General features: G+C 65.3%; 24 protein-coding genes. 11 read left to right on the top strand and 13 right to left on the bottom strand.

All coding sequences use genetic code 11. The features are described from left to right. Nucleotides 1-127 precede the first annotated feature (127 nt). The 4 genes from IEW13_RS09305 to IEW13_RS09290 all read right to left on the bottom strand — a co-directional run bounded on the left by IEW13_RS09305 (nucleotide 128) and on the right by IEW13_RS09290 (nucleotide 4,135). Entirely contained in the window at nucleotides 128-955 is an 828-nt protein-coding gene (locus IEW13_RS09305) for a helix-turn-helix domain-containing protein (RefSeq protein WP_229586863.1), read from the bottom strand. A 535-nt stretch (nucleotides 956-1,490) separates the two neighbouring features. After that, nucleotides 1,491-1,850 (bottom strand): putative quinol monooxygenase, encoded by a 360-nt coding sequence (locus tag IEW13_RS09300; protein ID WP_188550661.1) that lies wholly within the window; start codon nucleotides 1,848-1,850, stop codon nucleotides 1,491-1,493. Between the two features lie 47 nt (nucleotides 1,851-1,897). Then, nucleotides 1,898-2,512 carry an NADPH-dependent FMN reductase gene (locus tag IEW13_RS09295; protein WP_188550660.1) on the bottom strand — a complete coding sequence of 205 codons (615 nt, stop codon included), beginning with the start codon at nucleotides 2,510-2,512 and terminating at the stop codon, nucleotides 1,898-1,900. Between the two features lie 72 nt (nucleotides 2,513-2,584). Continuing rightward, nucleotides 2,585-4,135 carry an MFS transporter gene (locus tag IEW13_RS09290; RefSeq protein ID WP_188550659.1) on the bottom strand — a complete coding sequence of 517 codons (1,551 nt, stop codon included), beginning with the start codon at nucleotides 4,133-4,135 and terminating at the stop codon, nucleotides 2,585-2,587. 52 nt (nucleotides 4,136-4,187) lie between these two features. On the opposite strand from IEW13_RS09290, the gene IEW13_RS09285 reads away from it, so the two are divergent. Both IEW13_RS09285 and IEW13_RS17665 read left to right on the top strand, forming a co-directional pair. After that, entirely contained in the window at nucleotides 4,188-4,568 is a 381-nt protein-coding gene (locus IEW13_RS09285) for a MerR family DNA-binding transcriptional regulator (protein WP_188550658.1), read from the top strand. Nucleotides 4,569-4,665: 97 nt separating this feature from the next. Then, nucleotides 4,666-4,791: a hypothetical protein gene (locus tag IEW13_RS17665; RefSeq protein WP_255662369.1), complete on the top strand. Its 126-nt coding sequence runs from the start codon at nucleotides 4,666-4,668 to the stop codon at nucleotides 4,789-4,791. Between the two features lie 598 nt (nucleotides 4,792-5,389). On the opposite strand, the gene IEW13_RS17660 is transcribed toward IEW13_RS17665, so the two are convergent. Beyond that, on the bottom strand, nucleotides 5,390-5,524 hold the full coding sequence (locus IEW13_RS17660; RefSeq protein ID WP_255662370.1) for a hypothetical protein: 135 nt from the start codon (nucleotides 5,522-5,524) through the stop codon (nucleotides 5,390-5,392). A 245-nt stretch (nucleotides 5,525-5,769) separates the two neighbouring features. After that, the gene (locus IEW13_RS09280; protein ID WP_188550657.1) at nucleotides 5,770-6,477 is read right to left on the bottom strand and encodes a hypothetical protein; all 708 of its coding nucleotides are present in this window, start codon (nucleotides 6,475-6,477) and stop codon (nucleotides 5,770-5,772) included. Nucleotides 6,478-7,032: 555 nt separating this feature from the next. Here IEW13_RS09280 and IEW13_RS09275 point away from each other — a divergent pair. The 7 genes from IEW13_RS09275 to IEW13_RS09245 all read left to right on the top strand — a co-directional run bounded on the left by IEW13_RS09275 (nucleotide 7,033) and on the right by IEW13_RS09245 (nucleotide 11,376). Further along, a complete protein-coding gene (locus tag IEW13_RS09275) occupies nucleotides 7,033-7,512 on the top strand; it encodes a MarR family winged helix-turn-helix transcriptional regulator (RefSeq protein WP_188550656.1) in 480 nt (159 codons plus the stop codon). A gap of 94 nt (nucleotides 7,513-7,606) precedes the next feature. Further along, nucleotides 7,607-8,227 carry a DsbA family oxidoreductase gene (locus tag IEW13_RS09270; protein WP_188550655.1) on the top strand — a complete coding sequence of 207 codons (621 nt, stop codon included), beginning with the start codon at nucleotides 7,607-7,609 and terminating at the stop codon, nucleotides 8,225-8,227. 23 nt (nucleotides 8,228-8,250) lie between these two features. Continuing rightward, entirely contained in the window at nucleotides 8,251-8,703 is a 453-nt protein-coding gene (locus IEW13_RS09265; RefSeq protein ID WP_188550654.1) for a tRNA-specific adenosine deaminase, read from the top strand. Between the two features lie 42 nt (nucleotides 8,704-8,745). Then, nucleotides 8,746-9,066 (top strand): DMT family transporter, encoded by a 321-nt coding sequence (locus IEW13_RS09260; RefSeq protein ID WP_188550653.1) that lies wholly within the window; start codon nucleotides 8,746-8,748, stop codon nucleotides 9,064-9,066. 37 nt (nucleotides 9,067-9,103) lie between these two features. Further along, the gene (locus tag IEW13_RS09255) at nucleotides 9,104-9,529 is read left to right on the top strand and encodes a DMT family transporter (protein WP_188550652.1); all 426 of its coding nucleotides are present in this window, start codon (nucleotides 9,104-9,106) and stop codon (nucleotides 9,527-9,529) included. A gap of 152 nt (nucleotides 9,530-9,681) precedes the next feature. Then, nucleotides 9,682-10,338, top strand: coding sequence for a flavin reductase family protein (locus tag IEW13_RS09250; RefSeq protein WP_188550651.1), 657 nt, complete (start codon nucleotides 9,682-9,684; stop codon nucleotides 10,336-10,338). Between the two features lie 150 nt (nucleotides 10,339-10,488). Then, nucleotides 10,489-11,376: a helix-turn-helix domain-containing protein gene (locus IEW13_RS09245; protein ID WP_229745051.1), complete on the top strand. Its 888-nt coding sequence runs from the start codon at nucleotides 10,489-10,491 to the stop codon at nucleotides 11,374-11,376. A gap of 393 nt (nucleotides 11,377-11,769) precedes the next feature. Here IEW13_RS09245 and IEW13_RS09240 read toward each other — a convergent pair whose 3' ends face one another. Continuing rightward, nucleotides 11,770-12,714: a LysR family transcriptional regulator gene (locus IEW13_RS09240; RefSeq protein ID WP_188550650.1), complete on the bottom strand. Its 945-nt coding sequence runs from the start codon at nucleotides 12,712-12,714 to the stop codon at nucleotides 11,770-11,772. A 25-nt stretch (nucleotides 12,715-12,739) separates the two neighbouring features. Between IEW13_RS09240 and IEW13_RS09235 the strand changes: the two genes are divergently transcribed. Continuing rightward, entirely contained in the window at nucleotides 12,740-13,795 is a 1,056-nt protein-coding gene (locus tag IEW13_RS09235; RefSeq protein WP_188550649.1) for a DMT family transporter, read from the top strand. A 369-nt stretch (nucleotides 13,796-14,164) separates the two neighbouring features. Further along, on the top strand, nucleotides 14,165-17,713 hold the full coding sequence (gene mobF, locus IEW13_RS09230) for a MobF family relaxase (protein WP_188550648.1): 3,549 nt from the start codon (nucleotides 14,165-14,167) through the stop codon (nucleotides 17,711-17,713). A gap of 57 nt (nucleotides 17,714-17,770) precedes the next feature. Here the strand turns inward: mobF and IEW13_RS09225 are convergent, their stop codons facing one another. The 6 genes from IEW13_RS09225 to IEW13_RS09200 form a co-directional block, all read right to left on the bottom strand. Then, nucleotides 17,771-19,279: a hypothetical protein gene (locus IEW13_RS09225; protein ID WP_188550647.1), complete on the bottom strand. Its 1,509-nt coding sequence runs from the start codon at nucleotides 19,277-19,279 to the stop codon at nucleotides 17,771-17,773. A 109-nt stretch (nucleotides 19,280-19,388) separates the two neighbouring features. After that, entirely contained in the window at nucleotides 19,389-20,693 is a 1,305-nt protein-coding gene (locus IEW13_RS09220) for an SAVED domain-containing protein (protein WP_188550646.1), read from the bottom strand. Then, nucleotides 20,690-21,220 (bottom strand): Mov34/MPN/PAD-1 family protein, encoded by a 531-nt coding sequence (locus IEW13_RS09215; protein ID WP_188550645.1) that lies wholly within the window; start codon nucleotides 21,218-21,220, stop codon nucleotides 20,690-20,692. Before IEW13_RS09215 ends, IEW13_RS09220 begins: the two co-directional genes overlap by 4 nt. A gap of 23 nt (nucleotides 21,221-21,243) precedes the next feature. Then, on the bottom strand, nucleotides 21,244-22,542 hold the full coding sequence (locus tag IEW13_RS09210; protein ID WP_188550644.1) for a HesA/MoeB/ThiF family protein: 1,299 nt from the start codon (nucleotides 22,540-22,542) through the stop codon (nucleotides 21,244-21,246). After that, entirely contained in the window at nucleotides 22,529-23,143 is a 615-nt protein-coding gene (locus IEW13_RS09205; RefSeq protein ID WP_188550643.1) for a ubiquitin-conjugating enzyme family protein, read from the bottom strand. The genes IEW13_RS09210 and IEW13_RS09205 overlap by 14 nt, the downstream gene beginning before the upstream one ends. Further along, nucleotides 23,140-24,105 (bottom strand): SMODS domain-containing nucleotidyltransferase, encoded by a 966-nt coding sequence (locus IEW13_RS09200; protein ID WP_188550642.1) that lies wholly within the window; start codon nucleotides 24,103-24,105, stop codon nucleotides 23,140-23,142. The genes IEW13_RS09205 and IEW13_RS09200 overlap by 4 nt, the downstream gene beginning before the upstream one ends. Nucleotides 24,106-24,268: the final 163 nt, after the last annotated feature.

Here is a 24,268-nt window from a genome sequence, read left to right as displayed (position 1 = left end):
CAGGCGTGTGGCGAACCCGACGAGTCCGTACCGGACTATCAGCCCCTCAGCGGTCTCGGGCGCCGAGGCCGGCGATGATGCGGATACCTGTATCGGCGTTGCGGCGATCTGTATCGCCCGCGCCTTCTCAGGCGGCAGTCTTCTGTCGGCTCAGTTCGCGGTAGCGGGCCGGGGTGACGCCCACGGCTTGGCGGAACATCCGAGCAGCGTGACCTCGGCTGTACCAGCCGACCCGTCGCATCGCCTCCTCGATCGGCAGGTCGGTCTCACGCAACAACCGGGCGAGCTGCTCCGCGCGGATGGTCACCAGGTACGTCATCGGGGTCTTGCCGTAAGCGTCGACGAAGACCCGGCCGAGCTGCGAAGGCGACAAGTGCACCGCCTCGGCCAGACCCTGGAGTGTCCACCGCCCGGCTGGATCAGCACGCAGCAACTCGACGGCTTCTCGCGCCTCTTCCCGCAGGGGCACGAACTTACGGTGGCGCGGGCTACTCGGGTGCGCCGTCCTGCGCTGGGTCGGCGAGCGGCGCACCGCGGTGGTCTTCACGTAGGGCGCGATCACGTCCAGGACCGCGAACAGCAGCGCTTGCATCCGGTAGAACCGTTCCGGTGATGGTCCGTCCAGGCTCAGAGCCACCAGTTCATCCAGCCAGGGCATGAGCATCCCAGCACGTTCCTCGCCGAGGCGGAGAATCTGCGCCGGGTCGGAGTACAGTTCAGCGGTGAAGTCTTGGGCGTCGAGCCTGTCGGTCAAGAGCCCTGCGTGCTGCCAGAACACCTGATCGGTCACATAGTCCCGATCCAGATAGAGCGTTGTGACGGTGATCGACCCCTCGGGCTCGCTCCCGCACAGCGTGTTCGCAGCCAGTGCGATCACATCACCGACTTTGACGTGGCGCTCGCCGAACTCGCTGAGCAGGATCGACGAACCGTACCGGACGAAGATGAGCTTCACGCAGTCGTAGGCGACTGGTGGCCGCGCCGACGAAACGGTGGTGGAGCGTGCCACGATGGGCGCAAACGTGGCCTCATCGAGCGCTGACCGCTCTGGGCACCGTTGCAGTGGTTCGCCGTCGTTCACGATCTCGGCCCCGGCTGACTGTTCCCCGGCTGGTCCGGCCTGTGCCCGAAGCTGCTAGCGCGCCTCACGGTCCCAGCTCGTGGTGGTACCGAAGCGCCGGTCATCGAGGATCGACCAACTGGCTATCGAGCTACTGGTGCCGGCCCGCCGCGGCGCGAGAGCATTGACACGGTGCGCCACAGGAGGACGGTGAGAATCACCAGGACCGCACTGATGAAGACCGGGCCGCGCACGCCGATGGCTTCGATAGCGAGGCGGTCGGTGATGGGTCCGACGACGGCACCGACGTTCAACGCAACGGTGGCGAAGGCGCCGCCCACGGCTGCAGCGGCTAGGACCGGTGGGCCGACGACCATCCTCAAAGCAACACCGGGCTGTGCGGAGTCGAGGGCGCAGACATGCCCTGAGTTCAGGGCCAATCTGTCGAGTCTTGGGGTGAGAGATTCTGGCCATGGGCCACGACGAAGGTCACGGGGATTGATGTGCCGTTCTGGATCAGTGGCTTGAGACCTTCGAAGTGCCGTCGGAAGCGATCCGTCTGCGCCCAGTTCTCCTTAGCCTCTGCGGATCGGAAGCGGGTGAGGACGATCAGGCTGGTGTCGTCGTCTGAGCGATAGACCTCGTTGCCCAGCCAGCCGTGCGCGGTGGCCTCTGCTCTCATGTCCTCCATTTCGGCTATCTGGAAGACAGTCAGTGCGTCGATGCCGCCTTCAACAGCGGTGAACGTGTTGATCGAGATGGATGGACTCTGGTGCCGCTGATCGGTCATGGGGAAGCTCCTCTGTGAATGCTCGGATCGCGGCAATAGCGCCGCGCTCAGTTGGGAAACGGATGGTGGGCGCGGGCGTCGGTAAGCAGGTCGGCCCACCAAGCCAGTTCCGCCAGGGCACCTTCCAGCGCCTTGGCCACGGTCTCGCTCGGTGCAAAGCGCTCGGCATCGTCTACGGCCTCCCACGGGGCGGGCAGTCCGAGACAGCGGCGGGTGGTGACCATGTTCAGTTCGGCCAGCACTCCGCGTAGATGCTCAATCGCCGAGTATCCGCCGTGTACGCCGTAGGCGACGATGGTGGCGGGCTTCAACTTCCACTGGGTGTAGTGCCAGTCGATCAGCCGCTTCAGCGACGCCGGGTAGGAGTGGTTGTACTCCGGGGTGACGAAGACGAATGCAGCAGCCGCCTCGATCCGCTCGCCTACCTCTGTCGCTGGTCCGCCGCCTGGGGAGAGCAGGTTGTCATCGGGCAGTGCGATCTGAGCCAGGTCGATCAGATCGACCTCGATGCCGTGATTCTCGGCCAGGGAGGTCAGCACCCAGTCGGCGATGCTCGGACTCATACGGTCGTCGCGAATGCTGGAAGAGATGACCGCGATCCGGCTCTGAGCGGGTGCGGGAGCAGTTTGTTGCTCGGTGGGCTGTGGTCTCGGTGATGTCATATTTCTCCAGACTGAGGGTTGAACATATGTTGAAGTCAAGGGCGGTCGTTGAACCGCGAGTGGGATGAACGACTAGCCATCGGCAGACCGTTCGCCAGCGTTCGCTGGCGCTGGTGAGGGAGGTTGTCCGTCTTTCAGAGACCTGCCCCTGCTGGTCATCATCACGACGCAGGCCAGCGCCAGGAGCAGGACGGCGGCACCGGCGGTGATGGTGGACTGTCCAGCGTTGAAAGCCGACTGCGCCGCCTCCAATAGCGTGTTCCCGACCGTTTCGGGAAGGGTGTCGGCAGTTGTGACGGCGTTCTGGAGTGACTGCCCGGCTTGCTCGGCATCGCTGGCACTTAGCTCTGACGGAAGCGAGAGTCCGTTGCGGTAGACCACCGAGGCGGCAGTGCCGAGGACAGCGATGCTCAGCGCTGCGCCGAGTTCGGAACTGGTCTCCGAGAGCGCCGAAGCCGACCCCGCGTGATCGGGCGGCGCGGCAGCGACGGTGAGGTCAGTGGCCAGGGAGAGAAACGCGGTCACGCCAACGCTCAGTGCGACACCGCTCAGCAGCACCAAGACGAGTGACTGCGTGGGGGTGGCCAAGGCGATACCGAATAGGCCAAGGCTTGCGGCACCCAGCCCGAGGACGATGACGCGCGGTTTCGATAGCCGGGTGATGAGGACGCTGGCCAGGATCGCGCCGCCGATGCCGAACACGGCCATCGGGATCATCGCCAGTGATGCGAGCAGCGGAGAGAGGCCGAGTACGAGTTGCAGGTACTGGGCCAGCGACATGTTCGGCCCGGTGAGGGCGAACATTCCGACCGCGACGATCAGCAGTCCGAGCCTGACGCCGGGCACGCGGATCAGGTCGCGGTCGATCAGGGGATGCCGTGCGCGGCGCTGATGCCACACGAACCCGACACCCGCTGCCAGCGTGAGAGCGAGCAGCAGCCACTCGGTCACACCCCAGCCGCCGGAGGTTGCTTGCTTCAGCAACGCCATCGCCGAGACGACCAACGCGAGACCGATCAGAGCACCGACGAGGGGCAACGGCGCAGAGGCCTCGGCGCGAGACTCCGCCACCCACAGCCGCAACCCGAGCAGCAGGAGCGCCACGACGGGGGCATTGATGATGAACACCGACCCCCAGGGGAAGAACTCAAGCAGTCCGCCTGCGACCACCGGCCCCAGCGCACCGCCCGCCGCGAACGCTGCCGTCCACAGGCCGATGGCTCTAGCACGCTGCTGCTCGTCGGTGAACGTCGTGCGGATGAGTGCGAGCGTCGAGGGCATCAGCGTGGCACCGCCGACTCCCATCATCGCGCGAGCGAAGATCAGCCACCCGGCTGAGGTCGAAAACGCGGCAGCCAACGATGCGAGCCCGAACAGCACCGCCCCGATCACGAGCAGGCGGCGGCGTCCGATGCGATCCCCGAGCCTGCCCGCCGGGATCAAGAGTGCAGCCAGGACGAACCCGTAGGCGTCCATGATCCACAGCAGTTGTGAACCCGACGGGCGCAACTGCTCACTCAGCGACGGCACCGCGAGATAGAGCACCGTGAGATCCATCGACACCACCACTACCGGCAGCAGCAACGTGGTCAGGGCCAGACGCTGGCGCGGATTCATCTTCATACCCACGACGCTAGAACTTGAACATTGGTTGAAGTCAAGCCATGCTGGAACCATGACCACCATCGAGACTCACGCCCCCGAGTTGCTGACGGTCGGCGAGGCGGCTGAGCTCAGCGGCACCGCAACCTCAGCGATCAGGTTCTACGAGCGGCAAGGACTGATCGAGTCACAGCGCACCTCCGGCAACCAGCGCCGCTACCAGCCCTGGGTTCCCTGCGTGGTTCGCGTGGCCCGAGTGGCCCAGCGCGTTGGGTTGTCCGTGCAGGAGATCGCCAAGGTGCTGGAGGATGTTCCGGATGAGCCGACACCCGAGGACTGGCAGCGACTGACCGACCACCTCATCGCTGACGCCGAACGCCGGATCGCCGAACTCCACGCCGTGCTCGCAGACCTGAAATCCGAGACCAAGCGCTGCGACCTTCCCGGTCGCTGAGTCCTGACTTCCACATTCGCACCCGGGCCCCTACGGCAACGCTTCCTTAGTGGTGCCCGCGCTTCTTCCAACCACTTCTAGCCAACTGAATAGATAGATGCACGAACGCACCCTGTCCGCACCCTTCGCGCTCCTCGCCGCCGCACGCGGGACCAGCCCGATCGGCCTGGGCGCCGGGGTGATCCCGCTCGCCGGCGAAGACCCCGGCAAGCTCGCCGAGTAAGCCGCCACCGCCGACCTACTCAGCGGCGGACGACTCAGGCTCGGCGTCTCCTCCGGCGCCAGCCCTGCAACGCGATACCCCGTGAACACGTCTGGCTGCGCCTCACCGCCGTGCGCTCCGCTCGGCGGCGAACCCATCGACCTACCCCCAGAAGTCCTGAACCCCGGTGGACCCCACCAAGTGCTCCGTGCCCTACCCGCCAGCCCCGGACTGAGCCCTCTCCCAGTTGCCACGGGGCGGGTTCCACCTGGCGAAGGATCGCACTTGCATCGTCGCCGGGGCTGCGGTGGTGGGGTTGCATCGGGAATCGGTTGCGCCTCCGGGAAGGTTGCGGACTGCCGGTGCGAAGAGCAGACCACGACCGTTCTCGATCACCACGAACTCCGGGGGCAAGGCCTCGATTGCGGCCCCATGTGCGACCAGAACCCCGAGTGAGTGCTGGGCGCGAGGTCGGCCTGCTTGCCGGCAGTGGATACGTTCTGTCAGGGGAATCCTTCGCAGGGGATCTCCACCGGTTCGACGGCGTTTCAGTCGATGGTGGTGACGGCACCTAGGTTCGGCGCGTCGGGCCAGTAGTGGGCGAAGACCCGGGTGAGGGCTAATCGATCTCGAAGAACCAGATCGTCTCAGCGTCGAAGACGTGCTCGACGGCGAAGTCGAGGCCGCCGTATCCGGAAAACAGCGACCCGACCCGCAGACGACAGCCCTCGGGTGGAACCGAGTGGTTGCGCATGAGGGCTCCGGCGGTTCGGTGATCCCGGACCCGAACCCCTCGCGGACCCCTTCGCCGGGCTGATCACCTGCCAGGTGCGCGACCCCGATCAACGGCCGCCGATGCCTCGCTGACAACACGACCAGGCACGCCCACTCCCGGCCGTCGGCCCGACCCCGATCCGTCTCTCGCTCAGCCCACCATCGGAACTGCCACGCGTCTTGCAGGTCGAGGTAGATCGAGCCGCTACGGTACGGCCAGCCGCGTCACGGAACGACGAGCAGACCCGCGACTGCCACAAGTTCGTCGTGTAGCACGGCGATTCTCGGGCGGGTGCTGCTGATTGAAAGAAGATAGCGCCGCCATCCGTCCACGCTGAGCCGACGATCTCCAGTCACTCGAAGGCCTAAAGGCACTGTGCTCTTCCGTAGCTCATCGTTCGCTCGCTTGAGTGCGGACTCAGACTGGTGTGCGAGCGCGTTGCGAATGAGTCGGGTGGCGAGCACGGGTTTGAACTGAAACGAGGAGATTCCACCCAGTGCCGTCCGGTAAGGGTCGGCGAGCCACCGCCGAGCGAACTTATCGAGATCGCCGTGTTCACGAATCACGATGTTGTTCTCCTGCGGGTCCAATAGCTGGCGAACCAGATTCAGGCTGAAGTGAGACTGCGTGATGAGGGTCGCTGCAAGATGTGAGCTAGGGACACGAAGCTCCTCCTCCGCGTGCTCTTGCAAGCGGGTTGCGAGTTGCCTCACGGCCTGCGACGCATCCTTGTTCACTGCGGCGACCAACCAGCGTGAGAGGAACGACTCCCACGAGACAGCTAGCGAGAGGAAGGCGTCAGAGGCTGCTCGACGGCGGAGGCTAAGCGACTGCGACGCAAGCGCTGCGTCGATCGTCTCCCAGTCCGCGAGTGCGTCGGCCGTCGCCGTGGTGAAGGCCGCAGCTACATCGTTGGGCGACGCTTTTCTCATGCTGTGACTCTATCGATGTGACCGGCGTTGGCATGTGGGCGAGCGCGCACCTCGCAGCGTGACGGTTTCGATGCGGGTGATGAGTGCCGGCGATGGCTACAAGTACCTGCTGCGCACGGTGGCCGCCGCTGATGGGGACCGTTCGCTGTCGACGCCGCTGACGAGGTACTACGTGGAGGCGGGCACCCCGTAGGGGAGCAAAAGTAGTCGCGTCGTGATTGCTCGATGCCGACTCGAACACTGGCGTCGTGCAGGGTGGCCAGTGTCGGTGGCACGCGTCGGCCTCGCGGTCGGCGGATTATCCTCGGTGGATCGGCGTAATGAGACGATGGTCGTAGACGGCGATCACCAAGTGAGCGCGGTCGCCGGAGTGAACCTTCGCCAGCAACTTGCCGATGCGGGCCTTGACGTATTGGGGAGGACGCTCAGTCCGTACCTGATCTCGCCTTGAGAAGCTCGCGTCCGACCAGGGGTGAGCACCTCGGCATTCGACCCTGCGCGGTGAAGGCGACCGGCCCGTTTCCTGGCAGGGATAGGTCGTGATACGGTACATGCATGCACATGCAGACAGACGCAACAGAGGTTTCGCTCGGCAGCGGTGTCAGCGCCGCTTGGTCGAAGGTCGCCGCGTTCGCGTCGGCGGTGGATGCGAGTTTGGACAAGTGGCTCGCGGACACGCACCGGGTCGGGCTGACGGAGTTCCGCGCCCTGGTCTTCGTGAGTCAGTCGTCAGACAAGGAACTGCGCGTCAATGACCTCGCGCAGCGCGTGGGGTTGACCCAGAGTTCGGCGACCCGCCTGGTCAGTCGGTTGGAGGCCAAGGGGTTTGCTCGCCGAGATGTCTGCGAGGACGACGGGCGCGGTGTGTACGCAGTGATTACTGAGCAGGGAGAGGGGCTGCTGCGCCAGGTGCGGGAACCCTACGAGGGCCGGGTTCGGGAATTGCTGGACCGGCCGTCGCTGCACTTTCCGCACCTTGATGCGGGGCAGCTCGGCCGCGCCCTGGATGAGGTCGGAGCGGTGATCGGGTCCTGAATCCGCACGGCACCCGCCAGATCCTTTGGAGTAGTACATGCATGTACATGTAAGTAAATCGGCAAGAATGACAACGCGAGAAGGAGCCCATCAGGTGAGTACGCAGGTCGATGTCTTCGTGGACTACGTGTGCCCGTTCTGCTTCCTGGTCGAGGGAGCGGTCGAGGAGTTGAAGCGTGACCGGGATGTGGAAGTGCGGATTCGGCCGTTCGAGCTACGGCCTGATCCGGTGCCGACTCTGCGGCCGGAGGATGAGTACCTGCCGCGGGTGTGGAAGTCCTCGGTGTATCCGATGGCCGAGCGTCTGGGCGTCGATATCACCTTGCCGTCGATTTCTCCGCAGCCGCGCACCGAGAAGGCGTTCATGGTGCTGCAGCTGGCTCAGGAACAGGGCAAGGCCGAGGAGTACACCGAGGCAATGTTCAAAGCGTTCTTCCAGGACGACCGCGATATCGGCCACGACGCCGTGATCATCGAGGTGGCGCTCTCGGTGGGCTTGGACCGCTCCCAAGTGGAAGAGGCCCTGCACAGCGATCAGCGCCGGGACCGGCAGCGCGCTGATCAGGACTATGCGGTGAACACCGTCGGGATCGAAGCGGTGCCGGGCATCGTTGTCGAGGGCCAACTGCTGCGTGGAGTGCCCAGCGCGACCCGGTTGAAGAAGGTCGTCGACCAGCTCACCGCACAGGACGTCCCTCCGAGGCCCGAGCCGTGAGGCCGGCCCGGTTGCGGGCGGTCATGGAGCGGGCGGTCGAGGAGTGCATCGCGCACGTTACGACCGGTGGTCTGCCCTTCGTCGGCGTCGTCGTGGATCAGGGCGGGGTCGTCTCCGAGTTCGGCGTCAACCGGGTGCATGAAACCGGTGACCCGAGCGCACACGCCGAGATCGTGGCGATGCGAGACGCGATGGTCTCGCACGGGATTCAAAGTCTGGCCGGGACCGCGTTGTTGGCCACCGGGGAGCCCTGCGGCTTGTGCTACCGCTTCGCGATCGACCACCGCGTTGACGCCATCCACGTCGCCGTTGACCGCGATGCGGTCGCGGACTTCGGCTTCGACTACCGCGGCAGCTACCCGGCGCTGGAGATCACCGACGAGTTGCGCGCCGGCCTCCTGCGTCACCTGCCCGTTGAGCGGGGCGCAGAGCCCTTCACCAGGTACCTCCACAACTACACACTTCACGGGCGCTGACAAGGGCGCTCACACAACGAACTGACGTAAAGGAACACCATCATGAGCTGGCTCTACCTCGGCATTGCCGTCATCTTCGAAGTCGCCGTCGGCATCTCTGCCGGCAAGGCGCAGGGTTTCACCAGGCTGTGGTGGACCATCGCAACCCTGGTCAGCGGAGGGATTGCCACCTTCTTCCTCAGCCTCGCGCTGTTGACCTTCGACGTCGGCGTCGGCTACGCGCTGTGGACCTCGCTGGCCGGCGTCGGGATCGTCATCGTCGGTGCACTCTTCCTCAGCCAGCGCCTGACGTGGAAGAAGTTCCTCGGCATCGCCATCGTGATCGGCGGCGTCGTGGGGCTCAACCTCGCCAGCACCGCCTGAACCACCCCCGCGCAAACACTGTGAAAGGACATACTCCATGACCACCACGACGCACACCCCGGCATCGGGTACCGCCGAGAAGAAGACGGGCCCCTGGCTCGCCCTGCTGCTGGCCGGAGGGTTCGAGGTCGGCTACGCACTCAGCGTCAACGGCAGCCAGGGATTCACCAACCTCGTCTGGTCCATCGTCGCCGTCGTCTTCTTCCTGCTCACCCTGTTCTTCCTCAGCGTCGCCCTCAAAGGCATCGACGTCGGGATCGGCTACGCCGTCTGGGCAGGCATCGGCGCCATCGGTGCCGCACTCCTGGGCCCGGTCTTCTTCGACGAGACCCTGACGATGACCAAGGCGTTCTGGCTGGCGGTCATCATCGGCGGCGTTGTGTGGCTCAAGCTCGCCGACAGCCCCAAGCTCACCGCCCACCAGACAGATTCCGAACCGGGAGCGTCCGATCAGCAGTCCTGACCATGCTGCAAGAGCAGCGCGGCGTGGGGCCGCCGGGGCGAAACGAGAAACCAGGTGTCCCCACGCCGGGTGCGGACCGCGCAGACGGGCCGGGAAAGTCACTTCCACGACAGGGACCACCGTGCCGCACGGTAACGACGGAGGGGGCGTCAATGACTGTCCAGGCAGAGCGAGATTACTACTTCTACGAGCCCGCATCCGGGACTGGGCTTCCGCACTCACCGTTCAACGCCATCATCGCGCCTCGGCCGATCGGCTGGATATCGAGCCGGAACGTCGATGGGGTGTTGAATCTGGCGCCGTACAGCTTCTTCACGGCCTTCCACTACACCCCGCCGATCATCGGATTCGCCAGCAACGGCTCGAAGGACACTCTTGCGAACGTCGAAGCGACCGGACAGTTCTGCTGGAACTTGGTCACCCGAGAACTCGCAGAAGCGATGAACGTCACCTCGGCGGCAGCGCCCCCGGAGGTCGACGAGTTCGCCCTCGCCGGCCTGACCCCCGCGCCGTCGCGCATCATCGACACCCCGCACGTCGCCGAATCCCAAGCGGTGTTCGAATGCCGCGCCACACAAATCGTCACCCTCCACACCGCCACCGGGACCCTCACCGACACCCGCGTGGTCTTCGGTGAGGTGGTGGGCGTGCATATTGACCGCGGCCTGCTGGCCGAGGGCATCTACCAGACCGCGCTGGCCGACCCGGTCCTGCGCGGCGGCGGGCCAGGCACCTACTTCACACTCGACGAACACCACCGCTTCGACATGTTCCGCCCCGGGCCTGATGGTCGCCGATCATCGCCGTAAACAGGCCGTCCACACCGCCTAGTGAAGAATGTCGCACGAGCCGGCCTGGCGCCGCACCACGCCGTGACGGTTGCTGGTGGGGCACTCACTCCGATTGTCGTCAGGACCACGACGATCCATGCCCCGATCACACCGGTGGCTTACGACAGGGTGAAGCTCATCGCGGTCCGGTCAGGCTCGGCGATCCTGCTGAGCGAGTTCGGTGAGAAGCCGGTGAGCGCCGGCGACGTCATCCTGCTCAGTGCGAGCACGCTATGCGGGAGCGAGCCCGAGCACGCGGTCACCGTCACGACGATCTACCTCGACCGCGGCTACGTCGCCGACCAGGTGTTCTGGCAGTACGCCCACCTCCTGACAGATCGCTGGGCCGCGCAGGACATCCTCGCAAAGCTGTTCTGCCCACCCGCTCAGATCCTCCGGCTCGGCAAACAACGGCTAGGAATGATCATGCCCTGGCTCGATGAGCTGACCACCCTCAGTCTCGACCGCCCCGCCCCGGAACGCTTCTACCGCGCCCAAGCGCTGCTGTTCGCCGTTCTCGACGTCATCGCTCCCTACGTGACAACGACGCCGACACCACCACCTTCGATTCAGCGCGGCACTACACGCCGTGGCGCGCCGGAGATCCGACAACTTGCGCCGCTGCGGGAGGAGGTCCGCACCGTGATCGACCTGCTACGTGACGCACCAGCCAAGCGATGGACCCTGCGCGAGCTTGCCGCAGCCGTGCATCTCTCGCCGTCCCAGCTCGGCCGAGTATTCGTCCAGACCTACGGCAAGACACCCCTGGGCTGCCTCGCAACAATCCGGGTGGAGAACCTGACGCGACTCCTGCGACAGACCGACCTCCCCATCGAGGCCGCGATGCGTGAAGTGGGATGGCACAGCCGTGGACATGCCGCCCGGGTGTTCCGCGAGGCCGTCGGCGTCACCCCGAGTCGGTACCGACGCCTCGTCCACGAAGGACCGTCCACAGGACATTCGCATCTTCCCATAGGCGGCCAGCAAAGCTGCCCGCTCACGGGCACGACCCTGTAGCGGCCAGCCACCGCCGCCCCGCTGCATAACGATCGTGAGGCTACCGGCGCAGTGCGCACCTGACGTGCATGACGGTCTCGATGCGGGTGATGAGCGCCGGCGACGGCCACAAGTATCTGCTTCGTAGCGTGGTCGCCGCGGATGGCGACCGCTCGCTCTCCACTCCGTTGACGCGGTATTGCGCGGAGGAAGGTACCCCGTAGGGGAGCAGACGTAGCTGCGTCCTGATCGCTGGAACCTTACCCGGACTTGGTGCTGGTGCTGCAGCCTCAACTCGTAACCCGAGCAGGGCGCAGGTAGGTGCTGGCCGGGCGAATGCTTACGTTGGTGGTGGCCATGCGATGGAAGACGGCTCAGCAATGTGAATTCTGGAAGCTCAGGGGAGAACGTGCCTCAGCCGGGGGTGATGAGATCTCCGAGAGCGCGGACGGCATCGGCGGCCATCGCCGCGAGCGGTCCGTTGTTGACGTAGACGACGTGGATGAACCGGACCGGGCGCGGGGTGAGGATTTCGATTACCGAGACGTGCTCCCGAGTTCCGCGGAGTCCCAGCCGCGGCAGGACCGTGGCGCCAAGTCCCCGGTCGACCATGTCGAGCGCTGTGGCGTAGTCGTGTGCCTGATGCCGGAACACCGGTTCAACGCCGGCAGACCGGCAGGCGTCGATCAGCATCTGTCTGCAGCTACTGTCGCGCAGTTCGTTGTCGATCCATGGCAGAGCGCGCAACTGCGCCAGGGAAACCGCGGAGAGCCGAGTGCACTCGTGGCCGGTCGGAACGGCGGCCACATAGTCGTCCGCGAGCAGAATCCGACTGCTCATCCCGGAGGGCGTCGCGAGTTCGCGTTCCGCTGTCACGACAAGTTGCACCTCGAAGCCTGCTGGCTTCACGTGGCCGTCGGTGAGTTCGAGGCGCACTCCGGAGGCCGGATGGGTGTTTTCGAGGTATGCCACGAGATCCGGTAGCCACCGGGCGCCAGCGGAGGAGAAGTAGCCGATCGTCAAGCAACCCAACCGCGCTGCAGCCAGATCGGCGATTCGCTCGTCCAGCACGGCGACGGCGCCGAAAACTTCGTCGATCGCTGCCACCAGTTCGGACCCGGCCTCGCTGACGATCAGTCTGCGCCCGCCGCGAACGAACAGATCGAAGCCGATGTCGCGTTCCAGGGCTCGGATCTGGGCGCTCACGGCCGAGGGCGTATAGCCCAGCCGCTCCGCGGCCGCGCGGACCGACCCGCACAGCGCTGTCGAACGGAAGGACTGAAGCTGACGGAGATCGCGCATGTCCCGAGCGTACGCAATTCCTGCACAGTTGTGCTCAAACGTGCGCTTCTCTTTCATCCACGCGGAGGCCAAGCTGAGAGCTATGAGCCACATCTCCGCGCGCCTCTCGTCCTCGCTCGCTACCGCGCCAGGCTGGCTGCCCTGGTTCGCCTGCGGACTCACCATGCTGTTCTGGGCCTCGTCATTCGTCGTCATCCGTGCCGGCGCCGAGCACTTTGAGCCGGGGCCGATGGCGCTGTTGCGCATGAGCGCAGCCGCCGCCGTCATGCTCGCGTTCGCCTTCGTCGCCCGGATCCGCCTGCCGCGCTCGTGGCGGACCTGGTGCACGGTGTGCCTATGGGGACTTCTGTGGTTCGCGGTCTACACGGTCGTCCTTAATGCTGCCGAACGCGACCTCGACGCTGCGACGGCCGCGATGCTGGTGAACCTTGCACCTCTCATCGTCGCGGTGGTCTCCGGCCTGTTCTTCGGTGAGGGCCTGAACGTGCGTCTGTTATGCGGCATTGCGGTCGCACTCGGTGGCATCGCTCTCATCACCGCCGCCACCTCGACCGGCAGGATCTCCATCATCGGTGTTGTTCTGGCTGTGGTCGCCGCGCTGATCTACGCCGGTGCAGTCCTCGCTCAGAAGCGGATTCTTCGCGTCATCGACTCGACCACGATGACGGTGATCGGGATCATGTTCGCCGCCCTGGCGTGCGTGCCATTTGCCCCGGAGCTTGGCCGACAGGTAGCCGAGGCACCGCTCGGGGCGGTCCTCGTCATCGTGTACCTCGGCGTTTTCCCCACCGCGATCGCCTTCGTTCTCTGGGGATACGCGCTGACTCACACCCCGGCGGGAGTGCTGAGCACCTCGTCGCTCGTCGTGCCCGCGCTCGTCGTCGTCATGTCGTGGGTGGTCCTCGGCGAAACTCCTCCGCCCCTGGCGGCTCTTGGTGGTCTCCTCTGCTTAGTCGGCGCGGGGTTCGCAATCGCGCCGCATGTCAGCGCGAGCCTCGCTGCCCGGCGGAGGGGGATTTCATCGGCTCGCCCGATAACCGACCTGCACCGGAGCGACCCCAGCCGTCAGTCCGGAGACTTCACCGCCAACTCCGCCGCCAAGCGACCGAGCGGCCACGTCTATGGATGCGGACTCTAGCTTTCACGCGGCCGCTGATGTGCGCGACGAGAACGGGCATATCCTCGACGGCCTCGCTACGAGGGTCGAGGTCGGCGTCCCCGAGCGAAAGTGCTGTGGTTGCTGGCGGGCATGGATGACACCAGACGGCTCATGGCCGCCCTCTCGGAGCCGGTCGTTGACGGAGTTACTGGTGCCATCAGCCCGAGGACAGACGCCATGAACACCACTTGCTAGCCTCACCGCCTCACGGCGGTGTGAAAGAGCGCCTCTGCGAATCAGGGCGCCCACGGGATCACGGCGGCACTCGTGGTGTCGCCGCGCGCGCCCGCCTCCGCTGTGAACTGTCGGCCGCCCGCTGCCGTGAACTGGAGCTCGCACCTTGTCACCATGACGGTGTCGATGCGGGTGATGAGTGCTGGGGACGGGTACAAATACCTGCTGCGCTCCGTTGCGGCAGCGGACGGTGATCGGTCGCTTTCGACGCCGTTGACGCGGTACTACGCGGAGGAAGGTACCCCACCGGGGCAGTGGCTCGGCTCTGGGGTCGCCGCGCTCGGCAAGGGTCAGCTCGCGGTCGGTGATCGGGTGTCGGAGGCCCAGCTTCAGCTCGTGATGGGGATGGGCCGTGATCCGATCACCGGCGACCCGCTCGGCCTCGCGTTCCCGGTCTACAAGTCGGTTCCGGAGCGGGTCGAGGCGCGGATCGCCGATCTCGACCCATCGCTGAGTCCGGGCGCGAAAGGTGAGGCGGTCGCGCGGATCGAGGCCGAGGAGGCCGAGCGTGGGAAGCGTCGTGCGGTGGCGGGGTTCGACTTCACGTTCTCGGTCCCGAAGTCGGCCTCGGCGTTGTGGGCGGTGGCCGACGCCGGCACCCAGGCGTTGATCGGGGAGGCGCATCATCGGGCGGTTGCGGAGGTGGTTGCGTTCATGGAGCGGGAGGTTGCGGCCACCCGCACCGGTGCAACCGCGGGCGACGGGGCCGTTGCGCAGGTCGATGTCGCCGGCTTGGTGGCGACGGCGTTCGATCACTTCGACTCCCGCTCGGGTGATCCTCATCTGCACACCCATGTCGTGATCAGCAACAAGGTGCAGACCGTGCTGGACGGGAAGTGGCGGAGCTTGGATGGGCGGCCGATGCACGCCGCGGTGGTCGCCCTGTCGGAGCTGCACGAGGCGGTGTTCGCCGACCACATGACCCGCAGCTTCGGCGTCGAATGGGAGGCTCGCGACATGGGCCGGGACCGCAATCCCGCCTGGGCGATCAGCAGCGTGCCGGAGGAGCTGGTAGCCGAGTTCTCCACCCGAGCGCGGCACATCGAGGTGGAGAAGGACCGACTGATCGCCGACTACGTCGCCCGGCACGGCCGCCAGCCCTCGACGGCGACGATCATCAAGCTCCGCGCCCAAGCCACCCTCGCCACGCGTCCGGAGAAGAAGGTCCGGTCGCTTGCCGACCTCACCACCGAGTGGCGCACCCGCGCCGCCGGAGTGCTCGGAACCGACGCGACGGCCTGGGCGCGTGAGGTGACAGACAACGACAAGCCGTTGCTGTTGCGCGCTGACGACGTGCCTTTGGACGTGGTCGCCGATCTCGGCCGGAGCGTGATCGGCGTGGTGGGTGAGAAGCGCTCGACGTGGCGGCGGTGGAACCTGATGGCCGAGGCGTCCCGGCAGACTATGGGGTGGCGCTTCGCGTCCATGCAGGACCGGGAGGCGATCGTCGCGATGGTCGCCGACGCCGCCGAAGCTGTGTCGTTGCGGCTGACACCGCCGGACCTGGCGACCAGCCCAGCCGTGTTCCGCCGCGTGGACGGCACCAGCGTGTTCCGGCCGAAGCACTCGACCGTGTTCTCCTCCGAGGAACTCCTCGCGGCCGAGGACCGGCTGCTCGACCGCACCCGCACCCTGACCGCGCCGACCGTGTCGGTGGCGACGGTCGAGAAGATCACCACCAAGCCCGACCGTCAGGGACGGATGCTCGGTGCCGACCAGGCGGAGGCGCTGACACGCATCGCGGTCTCCGGGCGCTTGCTCGACGTGCTGGTCGGCCCGGCCGGCGCCGGGAAGACGACGGCGATGTCGGCGTTGCGGCGGGCGTGGGAGAAGGCGCACGGTGCCGGGTCCGTGGTCGGGCTGGCACCGTCCGCGGTGGCCGCGCAGGTCCTCGCCGAGGACTTGGGAATCGCGACGGAGAACACGGCGAAGTGGTGGCAGAACCACCTCGTCCACGGCACCGACTTCCAGGCGGGTCAGCTTGTCATCATCGATGAAGCCTCTCTGGCCGGCACGCTCTCGTTGGAGCGGATCACGCACCTGGCCGAGCGGGCCGGGGCGAAGGTGTTGCTGGTGGGCGACTTCGCCCAGCTCCAGTCGGTGGACGCCGGTGGCGCGTTCGGGCTCCTCGTGGGTGACCGGGACGATGCGCCCGAGCTGGTCGACGTGCACCGGTTCACCAACGAGTGGGAGAAGATCGCCTCCCTGGCACTGCGCCACGGTCGCACGCAGGTGATCGACACCTACCTCGCCCACGACCGCATCCACGACGGCGACGCCGAGGCGATGACCGACGCCGCCTACACCGCCTGGCGCGCCGACCGGAACCAAGGCTTGGTGTCGGTGCTGGTCGCCGAGACCCGCGACCACGTGAGCGCCCTCAACCAGCGCGCTCGTGCCGATCTGATTCTCGACGGCACGTTGACACCTGGTCGGGAGGTCAAGCTTAACGACGGCACCACTGCTGGGGTCGGGGACACGATCATCACCCGCCGCAACGACCGCCGCCTCCGCAACGGGAAGACGTGGGTGCGCAACGGTGACACCTGGACCATCACCGGCGTCCGCGACGACGGCTCGGTCACGATCCGCAAGACCGGCCACCGGTTCGGCGGCTCAATTGCCCTCCCCGCCTCCTACGTGGCCGATCACGTCGATCTGGGATACGCGGTCACCGCCCACAGGGCGCAAGGCGTCACTGTCGATACCGCGCATGTGCTGGTGGAGCCGACCACGACGAGGGAGAACTTCTACGTCGCGATGACCCGCGGCAAGCAGTCCAACCACGCCTACGTGATGCTCGACCGGGCCGACGAGCACGCCCAGCCGCATCCCGGCGAGAATCCCGACGCCACCGGCCGGTCGGTGTTGTTCGGGGTGCTCCAGCATGTGGGTGCTGAGTTGTCCGCGCACCAGACCATCACTGCCGAACAGGAGAACTGGGGGTCGATCGCCCAGCTCGCCGCCGAGTACGAGACCATCGCCGCCGCAGCCCAACGAGACCGCTGGGCCACCCTCATCCGATCCTCCGGCCTCACCGCCGAACAAGCCGACACCGCGATCGAGTCCGAGGCGTTCGGCGCACTCACCGCCGAACTGCGCCGCGCCGAGGCCAACCACCACAACGTCGACACCCTGTTTCCGCGCCTGGCCGCCGCGCGCGGATTCACCGACGCCGACGACATCGCCTCCGTGCTGCACTACCGCGTTGCGCGCGCCACCGCCCGCCCGGCGGGCTCGGGTCGTGCTCGCAAGACGCCGCGGCTGATCGCCGGACTGATCCCGGCTGCGGACGGCCCGATGACCGACGATATGCGGCAGGCCCTCGATGAGCGGCGCGAGATGATCGAAGCTCGCGCTGATGCCGTGCTCGACACCGCACGCGAGACCGGCGAAGCGTGGGTGCAGCATCTTGGCGAGCCACCCCGCGATCAGCGCCAAGCCACTGCGTGGCGACGTTACGGGCGCACCGTTGCGGCCTACCGCGACAGATACGGCGTCACGGATGCCCGACCTCTGGGACCGCCGCCGCAGTCCACGGCGCAGAGCATTGACGCCGCCCGTGCACGAACTGCTTTCGATCGAGCACGTGGCTTCATCATCCAAGCGAGCGATGTACCGCAGCATTCACCGGGACGCGAGGACATCGAGCGCTCGTTGTAAGTGTGGCGCAATTCGGCACTTCCGAAGCTTGCAGTCGACTTGATTCGATTGTGAGGGTCAGCCGTTGCCGAACGGCGTCGCTGATGATTCGCCATCGCCATCGCCATCACCTTCGCCGGTCGGCCAGGGATACGCATTCCAAGCGTTCAGCAGAATCGGATTCTCGGTATCAGCGTTCTTACCGATGTCACGCAGGCTGACGACACCTCCTGCACTCTTCGCTATCTCTGCGAGGAGCAGCGGCTCAACGTCTTTGCCGTGCGTCACGAGCCACTCGACTTCACGCGCGCTCGCCGCGGCTACAGGAACATCTGGGAGCCTCCCGCCGGGGATGACCGCAACGTCATGGTCGAGAAGGTACGCGGCCCCGGTATAGAACGGCTCCGCCGTGACGATCAACCCCAACATGGGGCGGTCCGTTGGGATGTGCGTGAACGCCGGGTGACTGTCAGCAAGATGGCTGACAGTCCGGGTCAACTGCTTCCGTGCGCCGCCCAGGGTCTCGCTGAGCGAGTTCATCAGCGTCGCATCGCCGGCCCGTGCTGCCGGGGCGAGGCGGCGAGACTTGACCTCCACTAAGATGACCAGATTGGGCAGGATCACAAACCAGTCAACGCTCTTGTGACCGCCACCCTTGCCGAAGACAATCTCGGGTTCGACCTCCGCGTCTTCGATCAGGTTGAGTTGTCGACCAATGTAGTGCTCGAACAGGCCTCCGAGATCATCCGCGAAAGCCTTGCCGTGCTTGGTCATCCCGGCGTAGTACAAGCCTCCCGGCGTGACCGTCCGCATGATCAGACGCGTCGCTGGAGCAACAGGCTCCCCGTCGCCCATGTCCACGAACGGCGTCGCCATCAACGGGTTGTAATCGAATCGGGCCGCTGTGGCTGTTCCGACCGAGTGGTCGTTGAAAGCAGTCCGAAAGGCTGCGGGTGTCGTGGTGAGTCGAGAGGCGATCTTCTCTATGTTCGTCCGCGGATAGAGCTTCAGCACTTCAGTGAAGTTTGGCTGATCCAGCCAGCCAGGCTTGTATGCTCCACCGTTCTGGAAGGCACCCACTTGGAGGAAGAACGTCGCGCCGATCGCCTCGCGGAACGGAATTCCGTCGAGCATGGCCGCCAGCGAGTCCTCCGTGATCACTCGGGTCTCGACGTCGGGCAGACCCTCGACCATCCAGGCGTGGGAGCGAGCAAGTTCCTCGAACATCGACTCCTGGTAGGGGAACTGCTCGTACGTGACCCGAGTCATCAGTTTGACGAGGAAGTCCTCGGACCCCACATCAGCATCGTCGATGTCCATCGCGATCTGGAACTTGTGCATCAGCTTCCGCAGCGCCTTCTCATCGACGGCCTTTGAGCGATACTCATTGCCGTAGAGAAGCGAATCTCGCGCGGCCGCAGCCAATCCCCACGGCGGCATCCGATGTTTCACAGCATCTGGATACGGCGGTTCGCCGAGCGAGGCCGAGGCCTGCGCGATCGCCGGGATCAGCTCGCTGGGTTTGAAGGCGCGGCACGCTTGAGTGAATGCCGAGTAGGGCAAGCCCGGATCGCGCGAGAAGCTCATAGACGTCCGTGTCCTTCGGAGCGCCGTTGTCTAGACGTCGAGCGAATCCTCCACGCGAGAGTGACGCTCAACATGGTGTTACGGGCGACCGCGAGGTCGGTTGGCGCAGTCAAGACGCATCCGGGAGGAGCACATCTTCGATGACACCTGATCTTGCAGACGTACGTAAACGCATGGTGGGCACGTACCTTGCGCGGTAGTCTTCACCGTCGATGGGGTCGGAGTCGTCCCATTCATGGACTACTACACGCAGGGTGTTGGTCAATCGCCCGATGAGAAGCGCAAGTGGGAACGGGCACCGCAGCAGGAGGTGCACCTCGGCGTTGGAGTTGTCGTTCGACAGGGCACGGATGTGCGCGGCGACGTCGGCGGCGATCAGGCCTGCATCAGTGGGGTCGAGGAGCGTGCCGCTCGCACTTGTGAGATGACGCCAGGCCGCGAGAAACGGCCTATGGTCTTCGATATAGCGGGTGAAGGCGGTGTCGCTGAGTTGGGGCAGGAGATCGACATACACGGCTACGGAGGGACGGCCGGCCGTGATCGCCGATGGCTCGCCGCCTTGATCTGCGATTTGCACTTGCGTTTGCGTGATGAACCGCGCTTCGCCATCGCTCGACCAGGTGGCGCCCTGTTGGTCGATCACGTCCATGTGTCCGATTCGAGACGAAGGCAAGGCCGCCCCGACCGCGAAGGCCACGGAGAGATGAGCCCCTCCAGCAACACGTAGGCGATGTGCCCCGGAACGGGTCACGGCATCGGGGAGGAGACCGATGGTGTCCTTGAGGTCTCGGAGCCCATCGGCGCTCGGAAGCCGTTCGTGATCGGAGGGCATGAGCCGGATGTCCAGTTCGTCACCGGTTCGGTCATAGACCTGTGGCGTGTTCCTGGTCTGGAGGCTCAGGTGGAACGTCTGGTCGGTTGTCTCGATTCGCTTGCGAAGAGACGCGATCCGGTGCCAGACCAAACTGCGGATCAATGCCAGCAGACCATCGCGCTCGGCGGATTGCTGATCTACACCGCTCAAGGTGCCGGGACGAATCTCTAGGAGCCGGTCGGGAGCGTCGTAATCTGTTCCGCCGTCGTCTGTCTTCACCGAGTTGATGATGCCAAGTGCAAACACTTCGTGGTCGCGGTGTAGCTCAAGGAGTTGAGGTGCTTCCAACGTCTTCACGACTCTGCTGTTCACCACGTCCGGTGTCGTCACGAGAACGCCGCCGGAGATGCCGGCCGCTATCGCTTGCTTGAGTCGGGCCTCGGTGTCGCCTGGCGGCAGATCGTCTCGGTCCCGCCAGACAGGGATGCCGGCGGCCCGGAGGAGCCAGGCGAGCTCCGTAGCAACACCAGTACCGTCCTTCTGGCGGTACGAGATGAAGACAGGGTCTGCTGGGTCAGGGGCGGCGGAATCGGATGTCATGGCGTCTCCTTGTGTTCTTCAGTTACGAAGGTGGCGTGCCTCACCGCGTCACTGGCGTGCGGGCTGTTTACAGCAGGCGCCGTAGGAAGCCTCTCGGGTGACACTGCCAAGATGCGGTCCCGTTCTACGAGCCAAATTGCAACGACCACTCGTGTCGATGAATCGAATCCAGCGATGATCGCGACGAACTTGTCGAACCCCAGTTCGGGGTCGTGCAGATGGCGCATGTAGGAGTGGAGATCAACCTCGCTCGGGGAGAGTCCTCCGGTCGGGTGGGTGTGCCATTCGCCTATCCACTGGCTACGGTCCTCCGACCAGGCGTAGTCCGCGAGACGCCGGGCATGGTCGAGGTCTCGCATAAAGGTGCGTTCGCCGCGGGTGGCGTTGGGTCCAGGTCCGCCGGCGTGTCGGATGTCGATCCCATCAGTCGCGTCGTTCCCGAGCAGGATGCCGCCAGTTTCGAGTCCATCGACGGACCGCAACGCCTCGCGCGCGATCGTGCTGAGTGCGACGTCAGTGATCGTCACCGGAGGCACCTCTCTTCGACCTGTCATCCTGGCGAGCAGGTCGGGCACGATGCACGAGGTCTGGGAATGGACGACCACCGAACATCGCCGGCTTGGCTGAGGTCGAAAGGGGCTGCGAGGTCACCTGCTGGTCGAAGACCGATGATGGCGTGTTCGCCGGGAACCTGCTGGGTGTGGTCACCGTGAAGCGATTCCAGCAGTGTCGCGATCGCTACTTTTGCGGCGAACGTGCCGATGTATCGGAGATCAGGCGGCACAGCCGTCATTGGCTGGTGGACGCGCCCGGTGCCGTAATCCAACTCCTGATCCGCCTCAGCGTCCATCGCTCCCTGATCTGCAAGCTGCTGCCGTAGACAGAGGAGACATCCGAACCGGGGTGTTGGTCGCAGCCTGATGACTTCTCCGATCGAGCCATTGTCGAGCACGCACGCCAAGATCGCCGGCCTCCGTGCGCGCCTGGAGAGGTGGCTGACGACACGCCTGGGAGCAATACCGTCTGCGGCACAGAGCACCAGATCGACGCGGTCGACGATAGGCCGGATGTAGTGCGCCTCGGCAACCACGTCGCGTCGGTGGGCAAGCACTGTCTGTTGCGGCCAGTGCTGGGCGAGGTGATCTTTCATGGCCGCCACCTTGAACCGCCCGACGCTTTCGGCGCCGAGAGTGTGGCGGAGCATGTTGTGCCAGAGGAATCGGTCCGGGTCGACCAGTTCCACACGTCCGACTCCATATCCTGCGAGCGCTTCTGCTGCGGCGCTGCCGATGCTGCCGCAGCCCACGACCATGACGCTGTTGGCGGCGAGCTGCTCGATCGGCCACTTGCCAGCCAACTGTGCCAGGCCAACAACTTCTGGCTCTATCTCGATAGCGAGAGGTTCCACACCGCTGCGCCGGACAGCCCATCCCGCAAACTCCGAGGCACCCGCCTCCACCAGCTCCGGTGGAAGATCGGGGTCGTGAGTGACGACCACGCCAAGGTGGTTGCCGGGATCGCCAACGCCCGGCACCAGCTCCCTGAATTCTTTGAACCCTATGGAGATATCGGGGCGTCTGGACAAGAAGAGATGGTGAAGATGGGCGTCGTTCGGTGCCACCCTGATCCACTGAGCGGCATGGTGAGGGTCGCCTGAACGAAGCGCGGCGTACTCGCGTGGGACTTCGGCTGGAAGACGGATGTCTTTGCCGGTTTCCACGGTCTGGACGACATACATATCGTCCGCGGGAACGCGGCGGAGCACCAGCGATCCGCCCGACAGGTCGGAGCCTGCGATCTTGGTGACCGCGTCTCTGGGCATCACGATGTAGGGGTTATGGGGAGACATCTGTGTCTCCCGCCTCGGTCGGGTCCGGTGTTGGAGCTGCTCGCTGAATCGCTCGGTCAATCAGGTGGTCGTGTGAGGGGTCAGAGACGATGCCATGGACCGACATCTCATTGATGACTCCAGCCTTCATGAGGGCGTACTCGATTCGCCACCCCGATGCCTTCGCCAGAAGCTCGGTGAGGCTGGCTTCGGGCTGCCAGCCGCCATCGCTCTGGAGCAGACAGAGCGATCCTCCTGGGGCTACGTGCCATGCGGACTGTGTCTGTTCCCAGATCGACGGCTCCGGATCGAGGGAGTAGATGGTCGGCGGCACCATCGGGTGCGCCGCGGAGTAGGCGACGAGCACCCGCAGTTCCTGGTCCCCGAGCAGCTCGTCGAGAGCATTGGGCTGCGGCCGCTCGAACGGCCAGCGGGGGAGCACGCCGATCCATCCGCCGTGCGGCAAGCCGTCGTCTGCTGGACTCTGGTATTCGAGCAACGGCGCGAAAGCCTGGACTTCATCTTGGTCGCGCGCCAGTCGCACAGGTTCACGTTCAGTCCAGAGCACGGGGTTGAGCGCCGCGGTGCCCGCGCCGCGATCCGGCCCTGTTGCGCGAGTCATCCCTGCGGAGTGTCCTTCACCGGTCGGGGCGCCGCTGGTACGACCGCAGGCGCCGGGTTGCCAGTGGAGGCGGGAGGCTTCGGGAAGTCGTCCCCAAACACCTCACCCCAGTGCTTAATCGCAGCGGCAGTGTCGTTGTTCGCCTGTGCCTGGAAGGCCTTGATCGCGTTATCTCGTGCAGATCCAAGGGAATCGGCGAACTCGCAGTAGTCGATGTCAGGCTGAATCGGTCCACAGAGCCCAGCAGGATCGGCGACTTCGTTCCCACCCTCAATGTGGTAGCAGGCGCTGACGAAGAACTGCTTGATCGCAGCGGGCTGGTTGACGTCCGTCGGCAGGAAGTCGAGCGCGAGGACCTCCATGACGAGAGACTTGATCTTGGTGTCTTGCTCGGCGGCCCACCACTTGAGCATCCGAACAGTGCCGGCGAACTTGTTCCACTGTGCGTGCCTATCCGCGACCTCGGCGATCAGGGACTCGGGGTCGCAAGCGACCCAGTCTTCCGAGAGTGCTTCAGGAATGAGGAGCCGCCCATCGCGGCGAAGTGCTGGCATGGCATCAACCGTGAAAGCGTCAGGATCGTCAGGGTCATCTAGGAAGCACTTGACGGCATGGTTGCGCCACCGGGCCAGTCGGACGGCGTGGTCGTAGGTGCCGTTCGTCGCCCCGAGCAGCGCGTTGACACGCTCGCGCGTGTGATCGAGAGCGTCCGCGGCGGAACCTCCCGGCGCTCCCCACTCAGGATGATCGTCCTGATCGAAGACGACGATCACATCGACGTCATGGATCGGGTCCTTGTGCGTCCCTCGCGCGAGCGATCCGGACGCGATGACTTCCTCCACATCGTCCTCGGTGCCGAAGGCACTCTTGAAGAGATCGCGCCGGGCGCGCGCTTCGCGGACGTGTGTGATGTCAGCGTTCACGACGTCCTGAAAGGTCTTGAAGGCGTCCGTCACACTCATAGTCGTTCTCCTGGTTGGTTCGTCGTTCGATCACCGTAGTTACTGCCACCGACATTGCTGCGTCGAGCAGGTGCGGCTCGTTGCCTACTTCTTCTTGCTGCGCTTGCCGGTGGTCTCGTTGGTCGTGGTCTTCGGGTGACGCTTCACCGTGGACTGCTTCACG

Source organism: Sediminivirga luteola, from assembly GCF_014639315.1.
GTDB lineage: Bacteria > Actinomycetota > Actinomycetes > Actinomycetales > Brevibacteriaceae > Sediminivirga > Sediminivirga luteola.
This window is presented reverse-complemented; position numbering and strand designations above follow the sequence as displayed.

Excerpts from the sequence above, each read along its gene's own strand:
- IEW13_RS09225 (WP_188550647.1), bottom strand. The coding sequence starts at position 19,279 with ATGAGCTTCTCGCGCGATCCGGGCTTGCCCTACTCGGCATTCACTCAA.
- IEW13_RS09260 (WP_188550653.1), top strand. The coding sequence starts at position 8,746 with ATGAGCTGGCTCTACCTCGGCATTGCCGTCATCTTCGAAGTCGCCGTC.
- IEW13_RS09210 (WP_188550644.1), bottom strand. The coding sequence starts at position 22,542 with ATGTCTCCCCATAACCCCTACATCGTGATGCCCAGAGACGCGGTCACC.
- IEW13_RS09205 (WP_188550643.1), bottom strand. The coding sequence starts at position 23,143 with ATGACTCGCGCAACAGGGCCGGATCGCGGCGCGGGCACCGCGGCGCTC.
- IEW13_RS09280 (WP_188550657.1), bottom strand. The coding sequence starts at position 6,477 with ATGAGAAAAGCGTCGCCCAACGATGTAGCTGCGGCCTTCACCACGGCG.
- IEW13_RS09220 (WP_188550646.1), bottom strand. The coding sequence starts at position 20,693 with ATGACATCCGATTCCGCCGCCCCTGACCCAGCAGACCCTGTCTTCATC.
- IEW13_RS09295 (WP_188550660.1), bottom strand. The coding sequence starts at position 2,512 with ATGACATCACCGAGACCACAGCCCACCGAGCAACAAACTGCTCCCGCA.
- IEW13_RS09290 (WP_188550659.1), bottom strand. The coding sequence starts at position 4,135 with ATGAAGATGAATCCGCGCCAGCGTCTGGCCCTGACCACGTTGCTGCTG.
- IEW13_RS09255 (WP_188550652.1), top strand. The coding sequence starts at position 9,104 with ATGACCACCACGACGCACACCCCGGCATCGGGTACCGCCGAGAAGAAG.
- IEW13_RS09235 (WP_188550649.1), top strand. The coding sequence starts at position 12,740 with ATGAGCCACATCTCCGCGCGCCTCTCGTCCTCGCTCGCTACCGCGCCA.
- IEW13_RS09285 (WP_188550658.1), top strand. The coding sequence starts at position 4,188 with ATGACCACCATCGAGACTCACGCCCCCGAGTTGCTGACGGTCGGCGAG.
- mobF (WP_188550648.1), top strand. The coding sequence starts at position 14,165 with ATGACGGTGTCGATGCGGGTGATGAGTGCTGGGGACGGGTACAAATAC.
- IEW13_RS09240 (WP_188550650.1), bottom strand. The coding sequence starts at position 12,714 with ATGAAAGAGAAGCGCACGTTTGAGCACAACTGTGCAGGAATTGCGTAC.
- IEW13_RS09265 (WP_188550654.1), top strand. The coding sequence starts at position 8,251 with ATGGAGCGGGCGGTCGAGGAGTGCATCGCGCACGTTACGACCGGTGGT.
- IEW13_RS09250 (WP_188550651.1), top strand. The coding sequence starts at position 9,682 with ATGACTGTCCAGGCAGAGCGAGATTACTACTTCTACGAGCCCGCATCC.
- IEW13_RS17660 (WP_255662370.1), bottom strand. The coding sequence starts at position 5,524 with ATGCGCAACCACTCGGTTCCACCCGAGGGCTGTCGTCTGCGGGTCGGG.
- IEW13_RS09275 (WP_188550656.1), top strand. The coding sequence starts at position 7,033 with ATGCACATGCAGACAGACGCAACAGAGGTTTCGCTCGGCAGCGGTGTC.
- IEW13_RS09300 (WP_188550661.1), bottom strand. The coding sequence starts at position 1,850 with ATGACCGATCAGCGGCACCAGAGTCCATCCATCTCGATCAACACGTTC.
- IEW13_RS17665 (WP_255662369.1), top strand. The coding sequence starts at position 4,666 with ATGCACGAACGCACCCTGTCCGCACCCTTCGCGCTCCTCGCCGCCGCA.
- IEW13_RS09200 (WP_188550642.1), bottom strand. The coding sequence starts at position 24,105 with ATGAGTGTGACGGACGCCTTCAAGACCTTTCAGGACGTCGTGAACGCT.